Origin of the sequence: Streptomyces sp. NPDC093225 (assembly GCF_044753805.1) — a bacterium.
GTDB lineage: Bacteria > Actinomycetota > Actinomycetes > Streptomycetales > Streptomycetaceae > Streptomyces.
The window spans coordinates 182999-198216 of the sequence record NZ_JBIVNX010000002.1; the positions used below are offsets into that span (position 1 = coordinate 182999).

Annotated in this window: 19 protein-coding genes; 11 read left to right on the plus strand and 8 right to left on the minus strand. The window is 68.6% G+C overall.

Features of this window, described 5'->3' with window-relative positions; genetic code table 11:
• Nucleotides 1-75: 75 nt before the first annotated feature.
• The 10 genes from ACIQCH_RS02780 (at nt 76) to ACIQCH_RS02825 (ending at nt 6219) form a co-directional block, all read left to right on the plus strand.
• Nucleotides 76-597: an NUDIX domain-containing protein gene (locus ACIQCH_RS02780; protein WP_402577199.1), complete on the plus strand. Its 522-nt coding sequence runs from the start codon at nt 76-78 to the stop codon at nt 595-597.
• A complete protein-coding gene (locus ACIQCH_RS02785) occupies nt 590-1360 on the plus strand; it encodes a GDSL-type esterase/lipase family protein (RefSeq protein ID WP_402577200.1) in 771 nt (256 codons plus the stop codon). Before ACIQCH_RS02780 ends, ACIQCH_RS02785 begins: the two co-directional genes overlap by 8 nt.
• Nucleotides 1357-2184: a hypothetical protein gene (locus ACIQCH_RS02790; protein WP_402577202.1), complete on the plus strand. Its 828-nt coding sequence runs from the start codon at nt 1357-1359 to the stop codon at nt 2182-2184. Before ACIQCH_RS02785 ends, ACIQCH_RS02790 begins: the two co-directional genes overlap by 4 nt.
• Complete coding sequence (locus ACIQCH_RS02795; RefSeq protein ID WP_402577204.1) at nt 2181-2837, plus strand: AAA family ATPase; 657 nt, start codon at nt 2181-2183, stop codon at nt 2835-2837. The genes ACIQCH_RS02790 and ACIQCH_RS02795 overlap by 4 nt, the downstream gene beginning before the upstream one ends.
• Before the next feature lie 50 nt (nt 2838-2887).
• Entirely contained in the window at nt 2888-3055 is a 168-nt protein-coding gene (locus ACIQCH_RS02800; protein WP_402577206.1) for a hypothetical protein, read from the plus strand.
• Nucleotides 3025-3900, plus strand: coding sequence for a protein kinase (locus tag ACIQCH_RS02805; RefSeq protein WP_402577208.1), 876 nt, complete (start codon nt 3025-3027; stop codon nt 3898-3900). Before ACIQCH_RS02800 ends, ACIQCH_RS02805 begins: the two co-directional genes overlap by 31 nt.
• On the plus strand, nt 3888-4388 hold the full coding sequence (locus ACIQCH_RS02810; protein ID WP_402577210.1) for a GNAT family N-acetyltransferase: 501 nt from the start codon (nt 3888-3890) through the stop codon (nt 4386-4388). Before ACIQCH_RS02805 ends, ACIQCH_RS02810 begins: the two co-directional genes overlap by 13 nt.
• A 205-nt stretch (nt 4389-4593) precedes the next feature.
• Entirely contained in the window at nt 4594-4773 is a 180-nt protein-coding gene (locus tag ACIQCH_RS02815; protein WP_402577212.1) for a hypothetical protein, read from the plus strand.
• Between the two features lie 76 nt (nt 4774-4849).
• Nucleotides 4850-5431 carry a hypothetical protein gene (locus ACIQCH_RS02820; RefSeq protein ID WP_402577214.1) on the plus strand — a complete coding sequence of 194 codons (582 nt, stop codon included), beginning with the start codon at nt 4850-4852 and terminating at the stop codon, nt 5429-5431.
• Between the two features lie 2 nt (nt 5432-5433).
• On the plus strand, nt 5434-6219 hold the full coding sequence (locus tag ACIQCH_RS02825; protein ID WP_402577216.1) for a phytanoyl-CoA dioxygenase family protein: 786 nt from the start codon (nt 5434-5436) through the stop codon (nt 6217-6219).
• 5 nt (nt 6220-6224) lie between these two features.
• Here the strand turns inward: ACIQCH_RS02825 and ACIQCH_RS02830 are convergent, their stop codons facing one another.
• Complete coding sequence (locus ACIQCH_RS02830) at nt 6225-7163, minus strand: phosphotransferase family protein (protein ID WP_402577218.1); 939 nt, start codon at nt 7161-7163, stop codon at nt 6225-6227.
• Between the two features lie 361 nt (nt 7164-7524).
• On the opposite strand from ACIQCH_RS02830, the gene ACIQCH_RS02835 reads away from it, so the two are divergent.
• Nucleotides 7525-8187, plus strand: coding sequence for an HAD-IA family hydrolase (locus ACIQCH_RS02835; RefSeq protein ID WP_402577220.1), 663 nt, complete (start codon nt 7525-7527; stop codon nt 8185-8187).
• A gap of 114 nt (nt 8188-8301) precedes the next feature.
• On the opposite strand, the gene ACIQCH_RS02840 is transcribed toward ACIQCH_RS02835, so the two are convergent.
• The 7 genes from ACIQCH_RS02840 to ACIQCH_RS02870 all read right to left on the minus strand — a co-directional run bounded on the left by ACIQCH_RS02840 (nt 8302) and on the right by ACIQCH_RS02870 (nt 15047).
• The gene (locus ACIQCH_RS02840; protein ID WP_402577222.1) at nt 8302-9123 is read right to left on the minus strand and encodes a class I SAM-dependent methyltransferase; all 822 of its coding nucleotides are present in this window, start codon (nt 9121-9123) and stop codon (nt 8302-8304) included.
• 271 nt (nt 9124-9394) lie between these two features.
• A complete protein-coding gene (locus ACIQCH_RS02845) occupies nt 9395-10789 on the minus strand; it encodes a DUF317 domain-containing protein (RefSeq protein WP_402577224.1) in 1395 nt (464 codons plus the stop codon).
• A 66-nt stretch (nt 10790-10855) separates the two neighbouring features.
• Nucleotides 10856-11968, minus strand: a complete 1113-nt coding sequence (locus ACIQCH_RS02850) for a DnaB-like helicase N-terminal domain-containing protein (protein ID WP_402577226.1) — start codon at nt 11966-11968, stop codon at nt 10856-10858.
• Nucleotides 11968-13164, minus strand: coding sequence for a DNA cytosine methyltransferase (locus ACIQCH_RS02855; protein ID WP_402577228.1), 1197 nt, complete (start codon nt 13162-13164; stop codon nt 11968-11970). Before ACIQCH_RS02855 ends, ACIQCH_RS02850 begins: the two co-directional genes overlap by 1 nt.
• The gene (locus tag ACIQCH_RS02860) at nt 13161-14036 is read right to left on the minus strand and encodes a hypothetical protein (protein ID WP_402577648.1); all 876 of its coding nucleotides are present in this window, start codon (nt 14034-14036) and stop codon (nt 13161-13163) included. Before ACIQCH_RS02860 ends, ACIQCH_RS02855 begins: the two co-directional genes overlap by 4 nt.
• 81 nt (nt 14037-14117) lie before the next feature.
• Complete coding sequence (locus ACIQCH_RS02865; protein ID WP_402577230.1) at nt 14118-14573, minus strand: hypothetical protein; 456 nt, start codon at nt 14571-14573, stop codon at nt 14118-14120.
• 144 nt (nt 14574-14717) lie between these two features.
• Nucleotides 14718-15047, minus strand: coding sequence for a hypothetical protein (locus ACIQCH_RS02870; protein WP_402577232.1), 330 nt, complete (start codon nt 15045-15047; stop codon nt 14718-14720).
• Nucleotides 15048-15218: the final 171 nt, after the last annotated feature.

Consider the following 15218-nt stretch of genomic DNA (forward strand, 5'->3'; position numbering starts at 1 on the left):
GTCGGTGACAGAAATCGGCTGCCAGCTACGGACAGGCGCTGTAGCGTGACCGGCCTTGACGATCGGAGGAGAGCCATGCCTGAGAAGACCGCCGGGTCCGGCCGCACTTACACCGCTCACTACGCCGACGTCCACCTGATCGTCCGCCAGGGCGACGAGATCCTGATGGGACGCCGTAGTAGTCAGCCGGTGTTCCCCGACATGTACCAGGTACCGGCCGGGCTGATGGAGGACCACGAACCCGCCACGATGGCGGTGGCCCGGGAGTTCACCGAGGAGACCGGCGCCACCGTCCATCCCGGCGACGTACGGTTCGTGCACCTGATGCACCACGTCTCCACTCACGCCGGGTCGCGACGGATCGCGTTCTTCTTCGAGGTCGACCGCTGGCACGGCCAGATCGGTAACCCGGAGCCGGACAAGTGCCAGGGCTGGGAGTGGCACAAGGCCACCAACCTCCCTGAGCCTATGGCCCCGTACCTCGGCATCGCCCTGCAGCACATCGCCGATGGTGTCGCGTACAGCGAGTACGCCTGGCCCCGCGGCGCCCAGGCCAGTCCGTCCGCGACTGCCTCCGAAGGCACGACCCATGGGTGAGCACCTCACCCGCGGGCGCACCGTGCGGGTCGGCTGGTTCGGGACCAGCATCATGGAACACCTGCAGGCCCACGTGGCTGCGATGTCGGACCAGACCCGGCTCCCGCCGGTCGGCGCGACGGTGACCGTGGAAGCGTGGCAACGGCGCGGCTACCCGTACCTCGTAGCGTTGGCGCTCCAGGCCGACCATCCAGGCATGCTCTTCGAGCACGACAACCGGGCTCAGGGCGGAGCAACGATCCGCGACGTGCACCGAATCGTGCACGACACCGTGAAGGCCGACGGGGCCCCGTACGACGTCGCGGTCATCGGCTGCGGCATCAACGACGTGTGGCGCGCCCATCAGGCCGGCAGAGAAGCGGAGGGCGTCGGGCCGGAGGAATTCGCCGACCTGTACGCGCGGACCCTCGATGTGCTCGTCTCCGCCAGCAAGGAGGTGCTCTGCATCGGTGAGACGGCGGTGGGGGCCGGAGCCGTCGATCTGGGCGCAGTGACCGAGATGAACAACACTGTGGCCGCGTACAACACGATCGCCGCGGCCGCGGCCGCATCCGCTGGGGCCCGCTACGTGGACGTGCAACAGGCATTCCAGAACGCGGCCGAGAACCTCCCGCCCGGCCTCTCGCTGTGGACGGACGGCGTCCATCTCACCGAGCTCGGCGCCACCCTCCTCGCCCGACACGTCCACCCCCAACTCGCGTGCCTCGTCGGAACGCATTCACAGCCAACACAGCCAGTGCCGGCAGCGAGAATCGACGGATGACCGCACGCCACTGGAATGACCTGCCCGCCTCCCTGAGGGACCGCCTTAGGCACGACCTCGCGACGACCGGCATGCCGCTCCCCGTGACTGGCGGCTACACCTCGGGGGTCCGCGTCCGGATCGACACCGCCCGCGGCCCGGTGTTCGTCAAGGCGATCCCCGCCGATGACCCGGCCGCCGAGATGTACCGCACCGAGATGGCAGCTGCCCGGACCCTGCCCGCCGGTATCGGCCCGGCGCTGCTCACAGCGGCCGAGGCGCACGGCTGGGTCGCGCTCGCTTTCGACTACGTCACAGGCCGGCACCCCGACCTCGCCCCCGGATCACCGGACCTGCACACCCTGACCGAGACCCTGAGTCACGCACACGCAGCACTCACCCCATGTCCCCTTTCCTCTGCCCCGCCGCTCGCGGACAGCCCGATCTTCAGCGGCCGCCCCCTACCCAAGGAATACGGGCATGGTGACACCCTGCTGCACTGCGACCTCCGCGCCGACAACCTCCTCGTCACCCCTGACGACACCATCACCCTCCTCGACTGGGCATGGCCCCACCGCGGCCCCGCGTGGGCAGACATCGCACTCCTCATCCCGCAGCTCATCCTTACCGGCCACACCCCCGCCAACGCCGAACGATGGGCCGCTTGGGCCCCCGCCTACCAGAGCGCACCCCCTACCGGGATCGACGCCATCGCCGAAGCTCTCACCGACTACTGGATCAGCCGCACCCAGCAGGGAACAACGGAGCTCCGCGCCTACAGGACCCGAGCCGCTGAGGCAGGCCGGGCGTGGGTTCAGCACCGACAGGCGAACTCGACACCGTGAACGAGGAGACCACCACGAGCCCCACCAGCAGCGAGACCACGCTCGACGGAAATCACTTCCGGAACGAACCGAGTGCCGGGAGCGCGCCGCGCTGCATCCTGATGGCGGGGCTACCCGGCTCGGGCAAGACCTACCTGGCTGAGGCGCTCGCCAGGGCTGGGCTGGTCCGACTGTGCACGGATGAGGAGATGTACCGACGGTACGGGATCTACGGTGTGGACTACCCGCGCGGGACCTTCACCGTCCGGGAGCGCCCGGTGCTCGTGGAGATCCGAGCCCGGGTGGGCGCCCTGTTGGGGGAGGGCCATGACGTTGTTCTCGACCACGGCCTGTGGACCCGGGCCGAGCGAGAGGAATGGCGGCAGACCATCACCGCGGCCGCCGGCGTGCCGCTGATGCTGCACCTGCCCGCTACACATGCGCAGCTGTGGGACCGGGTCAGGGAGCGGAACGTGACGGGAGGCCCGGCTGATATCCGGTTCGAAGAACACGACCTCGAACGGTTTGCCGCACGGTTCGAGCCCCCTGGACCGGAAGAAGACGCCATCACGTACGAAGGTGACCCGGCCTTGGTGCTCGCGCTCCTCGGAAACGGCAGGCCGGCCGCTGAACTCAACCCCACCCAGACCCTCGACACCACCCGCAGAACCTAATGCGCGCACTGCCAGCTCCCGGCCGGACACCTCTGCTCACGTTCGTTCCCGTGCGGGTAGCGGTACAGCTCCGTGACCAGCGTTTCCTCGACGCGACACCAGATTTGGCAGCCGCACTGTTGGCAGCGCTCGACGACGGCCCGGACGTCCTCGAGGGCATCGGACACGACTGGACGGAGATCAAACGATGGGCGCAGCACCTCCTGCCGAAGCAGTAGAAGCCCTGGAGCAGCGGTTCGGGACAGTCGTCCACGGTCTACTGAGCGACAGGCGGGGCTCCCGGGCGTGGAAGATCACGGCGCTCGGGGTGGCCCTGGCGCTGAAGGCCAATGCACCTGAAAGCGCCAATTCCCGTGACAAGGCCCGGGAGATGGCGCAGGAAGACCACCACCTCCAGGTCCTGGCCCAGGCCGGCGCGGTCCACTGCGCCTACCGAATCGATGCCGGTGCGTGGGAGAGCGGGCGGTGGCTGGCGGTGCAGTGGGTCGATGGCGCACCGCTCTGGCACGCTCTGGCTCCCACCCGCGAGGACACCGGGAACACTGTGGCCAACCGAGCCCTGATCCTGCGCGTGGCGCAGACGTGGGCCGCTCGCCTCGCCCCGATACACGCCGCCGGGTGGGCCCACGCCGACGTACAGCCCACCAACACGCTCGTCACCCCCGACGGCGGGGCTCACCTGATCGACTACGCCCTCGCCTGCGGCCCAGACACCGCCCGCCTGCCCTACCGGGGGGCGCTGACGCACACCACCGCCCCTGAAATCGCCGACGCCATCCTTGCTACCGCCGCCGATGTCCACGTACAGGCTGGACCGCCCGCCGATATCTGGGGTCTGGGCGCCTCGTTGTTCTGGTGCTGGACCGGGCACCGTCCGGGCGTATACGAGGACGACACCCCGCGCGCCGACAAGCTCCGCGCTGTGGCGGAGGGCAAGCTACACGCTCGCCCGGACGTCCAGCCGTGGGCGTTTCCGGCTCTGGAAGCGTTGATCGAGGCATGCCTGGCCCCGGATCCCGCCCAGCGCCCCACCGCCGCCGAGGTGGCCGCATGGTCGAGCTGAGAGGGCTGACCCACGATGATGCTCCCTTTGTGGCGCGCATCTATAGCGGGGCCTCGGTCCGCTTCACCCACGGCGAGGGGTACCAGATGCCCGTCGAGGACGCCGCCGTACTCCTGGCGAAAATCCGTGACCAGGACCACGCAAAACCCCGCGATCATTGGAGTCTCGGCATCACCCTGGCCGACGACCTCATCGGCCTCGTCAAATGCCGCCGACAGGACGAATGCACCGCCGCCCTCAGCTACATTCTGCGCGAGGACACCTGGGGGCGTGGCCATGCCACCGACGCCGTACGGCAGTTCGTCCCAGTTGTCTTCGCCGAAGCCGCAGTTGCGCGTCTGGAAGCCAAGCACCACCCCGACAACCCTGCCTCCGGCCGCGTTCTTGCCAAAGCGGGCTTCACCCGCATCGGTACCGTCGATCTCCATGCCGGCGACGGGCAGCGAGTGCCATACCCGGTGTACGAACTGCATGGGCGAACCTCGTGATCGTGCAGCGATTCGCCGAGGGCCTGCACCGCGACGCACTCGTCCCTGTGTAGGCCCCCGGTCTTCAAGCGGCCTGGACAGGAAGATCCATCGACCGGAATTCGACTTCCCGATCACGGAATGAGCGGATCTACTCGATCTCCCTCAGATGTCTTCTGAGGGCGTTGGCGGTTGGCCACGAACGACGACCGAGAGGACTCGAATCATGCGAGGTCACGTCCCGTCCAATGAGATCACCGCCGAGGGCTACGCGCCGATCTACCACCAGACCAAGCAGCGCATGGCGGACGTCTTCGGGGCCCGCAGCGACCAGCGCTGGCCCTCCGGTGAAGAGACCTGCTCCGATTGCTACAGCGTCACGCCGCCGGTCGGGTCCGACGCGTAGCAGGAACGTCACGTCACAAGTCGAACTGAGACCGGGCGTCTCACGGCGCCCGGTCTCTGACGAAAGTAGGCAGCACGTGGACAAGATCAAGCTCGTGGCCGAACCGGGAGCCATCCTCGACAAGTGCCTTGTCGCTTTCCCGGACATGGACGATGACCTCCGCAAGCGGCTGCGCATGCTGGAGGAGTACGACATGGGGTTCCTGCTGCTGGGCATGAGCCCGCGCAGGCTCCTCCGTGACGGCCGCCTGTTCGACAACGAGCAGGTTCTCCCGCTGCTGCTGTGGTTCGGCCAGTGGGACAACCACTGTCGCCACTGGGCCGCCGAGGTCATGAAGCAGTGGCTCGTGTTCAACCGCTCCAAGGGAGAATTCGAGGGCGTTCCGGACGAGAAGGCCATCGAGTTCCGCGACTACTTCTTCGCGAAGTACGCAATCCCGCTGATCGAGGAGTTCCGCCAGTACGTCGCGCTGACGATGCTCTACCCGAAGGAGCACAACGCACCCTCCGGCCCCGTCGACATGGTGTGGCACTCGTTCATCCTCAACACCGAGCAGTACCAGGACTTCGGCCGACGCATCTGGGTGGGCGCCGAGCACATGGCCCCGGAGGTCCCCGAGGAGGACTACGCCGACATCCCCGCGGTCAACAACAAGTAGCCGTGAACGGACCGCCCGGCCTCACGGACATCTCCGCCGCGTTCCACCGGAACGGATTCGCTGTCCTGCCGTCCGTCATCCCCGCGAATGCCGCCGACCGCCTGCGGATCCTGACAGAGCAGCGCTACCAGGATCCGCAGGTGCACGCCGCCCCACCGGAACGAGACCTTTTGCGCGGGGATGTAAGCCTGATGCGCATGTTCGAGTACGACCGGGAGTTCCGCGACATGATCGACCTGGAACCCGTCATCAGCCTGGTCGAAACGATCCTCGGCCCGGACTGTCACGTGATCGCCCAGAACGCGCTGCGCATCCCGCCCGGCAAGGGCATCGTCAACTGGCACATCGACGACGCCCTGTTCTTCCCGTTCCTGGGCGACATCCCGACCGGTACAGCCGACGCCAGCACCATCCCTTGCTTCACCCTGAACGTCATGGTCGCCCTCACCGACATCGAGCATGACCGGTACGGTCCGACGCAGGTGATCCCCGGAAGCCATCTGTCCGGTCGGCGTCCGCCCTACAGCCCCAACCTTCCAGGCACGCCGTCGTCACTGCTCGCCCGAGCCGGAGACGCCTACGTGGTCAACAGCCAGACCTGGCACCGAGGCGCCCCGAACCAGTCCGACCGCACCCGGTACCTGCTGACCACCGCGTACGGTCGCCGGTTCATCAGCCAGCGCTTCTACCCCTTCATCGGCTACCAGCTTCCAGCCAGCGTCGTCGAAGGGGCCTCCGACCAGCTCGTCCGACTCCTCGGCCAGCACGGCAAAGGCCCCTACGGCTAAACCGATCACACCCACCCGGTCCGGTGCCGCAGCCACACGCGTGCGGCCTCGGCGGCCCGGACCTGGTGGGCACGAAGGAACGGAACACCTGGCGGATTCGGCCGGCGCGACGACTTCTCCCAGTACCCGCCGATCCCGGCGGCGAATGCGGTGAGGACAGCGGGATCGTCAGGCTGCGGAAGATGGCTCACCGCGGCCTCGGCCTCGGTCGGCGAGTGGCCGTCCATGATCAGGTGAGGCACCAGAACCGCCGGGTCGATCCAGGGCGCACCCTGATTCTGATAGGACCAGTCGATGATGACGACCGACCCGTCCTCACGGCGCAGCATGTTGTCCGGCCGCAGATCCCAGTGCAGAAGCGTCCTCCCTGCCGCCGCCTGCTGCCAGTTCTCCTCGATCTCGGCAAGGGCACTGATATGGCCAGCTGCCCACGGGTCGAGATCATCCGGAGTCTGCGCGGCCAGAGTCGACCATCCGGTAAGCCACCGGCCCACCAGCTCGGTGATCGGACGTGCGTTGTCCAGCGGCGAGGGGGTGAGGAGTTTTCCAGCCTGCTCGACGGCGGCCAGCGCCATCAACGTATCCGCCGAATCCGGTGACAGCACAGGCACCGTTCCGGGGATGTCCTCGAGGCACAGCCACCACCATCCGGCGCTGTCCTCCGGCGTGGCCCACCACAGGACACGCGGCCCCACACCGTCCGGAAGGACCGAGGTTACGGCGATCTCGTCCGCATACTGCGGGGCGAACGGGTGATCACCGCTCATCCCCTTGAGGAATACGTGCCGCCCGTTGTCCAGGAGCAGCCGGGACGCCACCCCCGGGGTGAACCCGCCGGTGCACGGAATCGACCCTGCTACGGGGGAGCCCAGTCGGAGTTCCACGTAAGCACGTGCCTCGGGAGGAACTGACGCCCACTCGAGCCGGACTGAAGTTACGGTCACGAGGTACCCCCTGGAACTGGTTGCCGGGCAGGAGACGCTTCCGGCAGGTTAGCGGTCTGAAGGGACCCAGCGCTGGAGTTCTTCCACCTGCCGGGGCGGAAGAGGGGTACCAGACGGCCGTCACCTGCTCGAGCCACCGGGTTGCTCATCCATGCTCCGCCCCCTGTCGGGCGACCAGCCGCGGGAGCAGGGCCTCTGAGGAAGAGGGGATGAGCCGGTCAAGCGGCGACGGGGAGAATTGACTCATGCCGGTGAGCGGGAGCGGCTGCTCTGCGAGCGCAGGGCCTTCTCGAACGCTCCGCGTGTCGGGGCGCGCGATAGCGTCCCCTGTGAGACCAATCGCGGAAGGGATGGTCACCGGATGCCGTACAGCACTGGCAGTGCGGACGGGCGTGAACAGCTCGGCCTGATACTCGACTTCGCCGGAGTACTCACCGACAATCCTCTCGCTGCCCACCGTGCATGGTGCCTATCCGAAGGACTGGCCCCGGAGGCGTGGCGCAGCACCCTCAACGACCACCCGGAGGGCCGGCGTTTGTACGCGGCCCTGGAGGTCGGGGAGATAGGGCAGGCGGAGTGGAACGAGGGCACTGCCGCTCTGCTGGGTGCGCACGTTGACCCGGTGAACCTGATGGGCCGGGCGTGGGCCAAGGTTTCTGCGGCTCGTCGGATGGCTGCCCTCGCCCGTGCGGCACGGGCGGCTGGTCATCGGGTCGCCCTGCTGTCCAACAGCTTCGGCCTGGACCCGTTCAACCCGTACGAGCACGTCGGAATCTGGGACCTGTTCGATGTGCACGTCGTCTCCGAGCTGGTCGGCCTGGCCAAACCTGATCCGGCGATATACCGGCTGACCCTGGAGCGCATCGGCATGCCTGCTGAGCAGTGCGTGTTCGTAGACGATCACGCGGTGAACCTTCCGCCGGCCGCCGAGCTGGGGATCACCACTGTCCACGCCACCGGCGAGGACGAGGCCGTCGCGGAGCTTGAAGCCCTGCTGGGAGTCAGTGCGGTCCTCTCCGCTTGACCTCGACCCCTGGCTGGTGGCGGCCTTCCTCGCCCCTTGGAAGCCACAGGTCCTGGGGTGAATTCAGGTCGGCCTGGGGCGCGGAAGTCATAACCACCGCTCAAGGATGCTGCTCTATGCACGCGCTGCTCGGCAGACGAGGACTCCGCCGAGGCAGGTCACCCGGAACGCTCCTACCGCCCGGATGGCTTCGTCCACCCGTTGGCGGGCCCGTTCGATCGTCTCCGTGAATGGGACGCCCATCTGGTCGGCCCACGCCTCGTACGAAGCCAGGTGGGCGACCACGGGCCCGGGGTCGGTCACTTCTATTACTCCCGGGAGGGGGATCGTCCGGACATCGTCGAAGGCGGTGCCCAGGATGGCGGGGGCGTCTTCCAGAGTGAAGCGGGCCGAGAGCTGTACTCGTGCGGGGCCCTCCGGGATGCCGAGGACATCCCCGGCCGCTCCTCGCCAGAGGTCCTCCAGTTCGCGCTTGTCGGTCCTGCTGTTGGTGGACGCGATGGCGATGCCGTCCTTGTCCAGGACGCGGCTCAGCTCTTGCGCGGCTCGGGCCTGGTCCTCGACGTGGTAGAGCATGTGCATGGCCAGGACCGCGCTCAGGGCACCGTCGGCGATAGGGAGTCTTTGGACGTCTGCCGTCACGGCTCCCGCGATGCCCGCCAGGATGCCGGGGGAGATGTCCATGGGGAGCATGGTCAGATCCGGCCGGTCGGCGCGCACCCGTTCCACGAACTTCCCGTTGCCACAGCCCACGTCCGCTACTGCCCCGTGTATGCCGGCCAGCTCGTTGACGACGATGCCTGGGAGGTCGTGTCGTGGGGTCTGCCAGTGGTAGAGGGACTGGCGGGCCGCGAGGTGCTGACCGGTGCCGTAGGCCTGGGTGGAGAGCAGGCGCCGGTCGGTCACAGAAGGGTCGTTCGTGGGCTCGATGGTCATCGCGGCTCCGTGGGTGTGCTGACGATCGCGGGCCGGGCGGTCACCTCGTGGATATGCTCCTGAAGATCGACCACTGACCTTGAGTCACGGTACGCCCGCTGCCGATCAGCGTGTTCAGTTTGCGAAGCCTGATGGTGATGCTCGCGTGTACTGATCCCCGCCGAGGACTGCGGTGAGTTCCGTACTGGCTCCTTCCACCTCGACGTTCGCGAGGTAGGCGGTGGCCAGATCCAGATGCGCGGCGTGCAGGCATCCGGAGGACCGGTCGCCTTCAGCCCCGGCCTGGTACAAGTCCACCGCGCGGTTGGACGCTGTGATCGCCCGCTGGACCTGCTCGTCGCCGCCAACGGCCAGCAGCGCGGTGCCCGTGAGCGCTGGCCGCACGGTCACCGACGAGGGGCGCGCGGTCGGGGTACGGCCGTCGGAAGCCGATGGGCGGTCGCTGGCCGCGGCGCGGGGGTTGGGACGGCGACGAGGGTTGTGGCGGTGGAGGCGAGTTCGGCGAGGAGGTCTCCGTCCACGCCTGCGGACAGGCGGATCGCCCATGCCGCGTGGTTGAGGTCGTCTCCTCCGTACAGGATCCAGCGGTCGGCCGTTGACCGCGGGGTGTGCTCGAAGTGATGGCGCCGGCTGCTGCGGTCCAGGTGGTGCGGGCGGGGTGGCTGGCGGGGTGCCATCCGGCGTCGCGGAGGACGTCGGGGGCTCCCTCGCCGGCTGCGCGGGGCGGGACGTCGACGTACTGCAGGATCGTGTGGATCAGGGCGACAGGGGTGCCGGCCGTGACGGTGGCGTGCCAGAGGCGGTCGCCGACCGGCCCGTCGTACGTGGCGATCGTCCAGGCGACGTCGGTTTGGTGCCGTGCTTCGTGGTCGAACCCGGCTCGTACAGTGAGGGATTCGTGGCAGGCAATCGCCGTCTCGTCGAAGGGGCGGTACCTCTCCCACTGGGTCCTGTCGGTGAAAAGGGCTGCGAGGAACGCCTCGTGTTCGCCGGGCTCCGCGACCGGCGGCTCGACCGAAGACGCGGGGACGTGTTCGGTGGTGGCGGGGAGCTTGCCCGCGAGGAGCTGGCGGACGGTGCGTTCGAGGTCGGTGAGCGGGGCGGGGCCGGGGCGGACGGCGACGGAGTAGAGCCGGTGGAACTCGGCTATGGCCTCGGCTGCGGTGTCGCACGTGATGTCAGTCTCCTGCCGGAGGTGATTCTCTCCGTGGAGGTGGACGCTCTTGCTGTCGCGGTAGGTGCCCACCGCGACGGTGGTCCACCCGTCGTGGGCGTGAAAGTGGATGATCAGGCGGCCTGAGGCGATGTCGTCGTGGATTCGCTGTGCCTCGGCGCTGACCTCGCGGACCTCTTCGCGGGTCAGCCAGGGCATGGGGTAGTTGCCGTACGTCCACTCGATGTCGATCTCCTCCTGGAGCGCGGCGTCTATCTCCACGGTGGCGGCTTCGTCGCGGAGGGCTTGGGCTGCCTTGTCGGCGTAGTGGGGTTCGTCGCGGTCGATGCGGACCAGGGCCATGGTCTGGTCGTCGATCTTGCGGAACCCGGCCACGAAGAGGGTGGCGTGGGCGAGGTAGGGGTTGGGTCCGGTGATGGTGGCGGTCACGGCGCTGGTGTCGTCGGGGTGCAGGGCGAGGCGGACGTGGGCGGCGGTTTCGGGTTCGGGCAACCAGGGCTCTCGGCGGTCGGGGGCCCGGCTCGGCTTGGTGCTGGCCGGGCCCTGTGATGGACGGTGTCATCGGGTGGCGCGGGCGGGCGGTACTGCGGTGCGTGGCGGTCCTGCGCAAGGGGCGGCTGTTGTGCGTGGGCCGGTGGCCGGCGGCTTGGAGGGGGTGGTGTGCTGCCAGCGGGCTCGGAGGGCGGTGAGGTCGGCCAGGGCTCGGCGACCGCCGGCGATGAGCTGGTAGGGGGTGTTGGCAGGGTCGTCGGTGAACGCTGCGATGCGGATGCCGGTGGTGTGGGCTTGGGTGAGCAGTGCGCGCTGCAGGACGAGTTCGCCCCAGTGCTCGGGTGATCCGGCGGATCCCGCGACGAGGTGCATCAGCTCGGTGGGGTTCAGGTCCTGTACGACGATCCCGCGGTGCTGGGCCTCCCACAGCACGGTGACCGGGTCGACGGGATCTCCGCGGTGGGCCAGGGCGTAGATGCAGTGGAACAGCGCGGCGTGCAGGGGCAGGGCGAAGTCGCTCGGCTGCAGCCACCGCATCCGTGCCACCTCGGCGGGATGTGCGGTCGCGGAGGCCAGCAGCAGTCGCTCCTCCTCCAGGGCTTCCTCGTTCGTGTTCCGAGGCGCCGGATCGGGCAGCGGGGTGCGGGGGAGAGAGCCGGGGTGCGGGGCGAACTGTCCGGCCATCTCGTCGAGGACCGAGGCCAAGGCGTCGGCCTGGGCGAGGATGGCGGCGGCCGGGTCCGGTAGCCCTCGGTCGGTGGCCGTCTGGACCAGCTGTTCGGCATGCCGGCGCAGGGTGCGCCGGGCGTGATCGGCTCGCACCATCCGCGCGTACGCTCCGGCGTGCTCCGGCGTCGGGCAGCCCTGGATCAGGGTGTGGAGGTGAGGGACGGTCAGGCCGGGTGCCTGGGGCCGTGCCACGTCGAGGAGGGTGTTCAGCCAGACGGGGCTGGTGGTGTGCTCGGCGGGTGTCGGCGGCGGGGTGCCGAGCATGGCTGCGAACAGGGCGTGATGGCTGTGGCTGGCGAAGTGCTCGGGGAGCAGGACGCCGATGGTCTTCAGGCGGTGAGGTTGGAGGAGCAGCGCACCGAGGAGGGCCTGCTCGGCGTAGTGGACCGGGGGCGGTGGCGGTATCTCGTCCAGTGCGAAGTCGTCTTGATTGCTGTTGGGTTGGGGCATCAGGCCGCCAGGGTGAAATCGTCGCGGCTGAGGGTCCTGCCGAGGTGGGGGGCGAGCAGGTGCGCGGCCAAGCGCGGTGGGACCGCGTTGCCTATCTGCGAGAAGGTCTGTCCCTTGTTGCCCTGCCAGGGGTAGTCGGCTGGGAAGGACTGCAGGACACCGGCCTCGGTCGCGGTGATCCTGATTGGCTCCGGTGCCGGGCCTCCCGTGCCGGTGGCGTCGGCGGGTGCGGCGACCCACGTGCACTCGTTGGCTCGGTGGCCGAAGAAGAGCGTCCCGGCCGGCTCGTCGGCACGACGGACGGTGGCGTTGGCCTGGTTGTTGCTCCGCAGCGACCAGGCCCACTGCGAGTTCGCGGCAGGGCTCGGGGGTACCTGGGTGCTGGCGGGATGACGCTTCCAGGCACCGCGGTCGCGGGCGTCGGTGAGCGTCTTGCGGGCCCCGGAGGGGAAAGGCTCCGGTCCGCCGCCCGGTCCCCCGCCGGCGCAGATGGTGGGGACGGGTCTGTCGGTGGCGCCCCAGCCAAGGGCCTCGGCCATGGACACCCACCGGTGGCGACCGGGCCCGAACAGGCTCTCGGGTTCTGGCAGGTGGGCGTGGGTGGGCTCCGGCGGCGCGGCGGTCCGGACCCGGGAAGCGAGCAGTATGGCCCGCTTCCTGGTCTGAGGGACGCCGTAGTCTGCCGCGTTGATGATGCCGGTCCACACGCTGAAGCCCCAGCCGCGCAGGATCGCGGCGTATTGCTGCCACAGCGGCAGGACGTCGGGGACTTCCTCCATCGCGATCCACTCCGGCTCGCCCATCTGGTGCAGGGCATGGAGGTAGCGCATCGGCTCCGCGGCCAGCAGAGAACGAGGGTCTCGGCAGGCGGCCAGAAGCCTGTCGCGGGAGTCGCGGCCGATGGCCAGGTCGGTGACGGCCTGGTGGACGAGCGGCTGGTCCACCAGGCCCAGGCGCTTCCCTGCCATCGACCACGCCTGACACGGAGGCGAGGCGATGAACCCCTTCACCCGCCCCGCGAAGATCCACGCCGGATACATCGCGACGTCGGTCCGAATCGTCAACTGCCCAGCCGCAGAGCGGGTCTTGCAGGCCCACTCGTCCCACTCCAGGCCCACGTCCCGCACGCCGAGGACGTGCAGGGCGTGGCCCCAACCGCCCGGACCGGCGAACAGGTCCAGGACGATCCCTCTCATACAGCCAGCCCGAACTCGTTCTGGCCCGCATCGGGTTCAGATCCACGGCACGCCCACGGGGAGCATCCGTTGGACACGCCCTCCTCCAGCTCGTCCCCGTCCGGAACCGGGCCGCCCGCCGCCTCTTGGACGGCGGCCCACTCGGCCGCCGTCACATGGTCGATCGGCGCCTCCCCAAGCGGCACACGGGAACGGTGCAGAAACGCCTGACCCAGCAGCGGATTTCCGGAGGCGTTGGCGCGTGCGTTCCCCCGGCGGATTGCGGAATCGAATTCAACCACGTCCTGCCATTCGGCGGGAGAGTTGTCCCTGATGCTGCGCCACTGGGAATTTCCGTGAAAAGGGCACCCCAGGTAACTCGACTTAGGGGTTTCACGCATGCCGATCGATGTCAGATATCGGACGCAGTCGGAGCGTGACCAGCCCATGTCGATGAGAGGGTGTCGGTTACGCATGTACTTGACGTCCGAGTCCTTCGCTCGATGGAACTCATCGGTTGAAATCCCCACCCACTGCTCGACGAAGATGTCCTTCGGGATGCGCGATGGATAGGGGTATCCCAGCAGTTCACGGACCTGGCGCTTTATTGGTTTTATCTTATATTCGCCTGTGCATTGGCGTCGGGTCATTCCGGGGCGCCCGTCCTGGTTGAGAATGTAGAGGGGCATGGACGCGAACCGGTGGTTCGGGTCCAGGGCGTCCTTTCGGATTTTTCCGGACGATACCCGAAGGATTGGTATTCCGGCCGGACGGGCAATCTCGCGCTCCAGGCGGTCAAGATGTTCGTACACGGCTTTCGGTTCCCAGCCCGTGTCGGCGAATATTGCGTAATCGACCTTGGGGAGGGCGCCTTCGGCGGAAAGGCAGAGCAGGGCGGAAGATTGAATTCCTGCACCTAGGGAAAGTGCCTGGAAAGCGGGGGTGGCGGGCATGAAATGGTCCTTGAGCGGGGGTCAGCGCCGTGCGGGCGCGGCAGTGGTGACGGTGGGCGGCGGGGAGGGGAGTGCCGCCATGGCGGGGGGTGGGGGGCGACGCGTTGAGAAGGCCGGCGTGGCCTCTGCGACCGTGTCCGCGATCTGAGTGAGGGCGGTGGTGGCGTCGCGCAGTCGTTCCCAGACTTCGGTGGGCAGCCGGTTCCAGTGAGCGTGGTTGCGGGCCCATTCGAGGAGGTCGGCGGCGGCGTGCAGTTGGTCGGCGAGCTGGGCGACGACGGCCTCCTGCCCGTCGCGGTCGACGGTGCACACGGCCTGGAGGAGTTCGTCGAGCGCGGCCGGCAGGGGTGGCGGCTCGGAGGGCAGCCCGTACAGGTGGGCATGCAGCGCCTGGGCGAAGGCGATCACGGGGCCGACGGAACTGCGGTAGTCGTACCTGGCCTCGGCGCTCTTGCGCGGGCGGAAGGAGATGACCACGTCGCGTGGAGCGGCGTCGGGGTGGAGTCGGGCGGCGAGGGCGAGCGCGATGTCGTGTGGGCTGGGATCGGTGCTGGGCGTGCGGGTCTCCGGGGGAGCAGGCTGTCGGCGGGGACAGGCTGGGCGTGGCAGTGAGGTTGGTGGTCAGCGGGTGCGGGCTGCTGAGCGGATCGGCTGGGCTGCGGGGCCGGCGGCCGGGGAGGGGAACGCGTCGGCGAGGTGGCTGGCGACGATCCGGCAGCCCTCGGCGCAGATCTCCAGGCTCGCGGAGGCGTCCGCGCGGTGGGCGGCGATGGCCTTGCGGGCGTCGAGATGGCGAAGGCCGCGGCCGATGGTGTCGGTGCGGTGGGCTGGGTCCCAGGAGGTGCCGTCGTAGGCGTTGGCGGCGATCGCAGCGGTCAGGCTCTCGGAGACCAGGCCAGCGTGCTGGACGGTCTGGGCGAGGCAGTCGAGGGCTGCGAGCGCGCCCTTCATCCGCGTGGCCTGGCTGCCGTCGAGCGCGGTGAGCCGGGTCAGCGCCTCGAAGGTGAGCTCGTGGGAGGTACAAATGTGCCGGGTGAGCTGCTGCAGTCCGTCGGTCCCGGTCAGGGGCGTGGTGCTGGTGAGTTCGGTGCGGAAGCTCTCGAAGCGGCTGGCGAGGGCTTT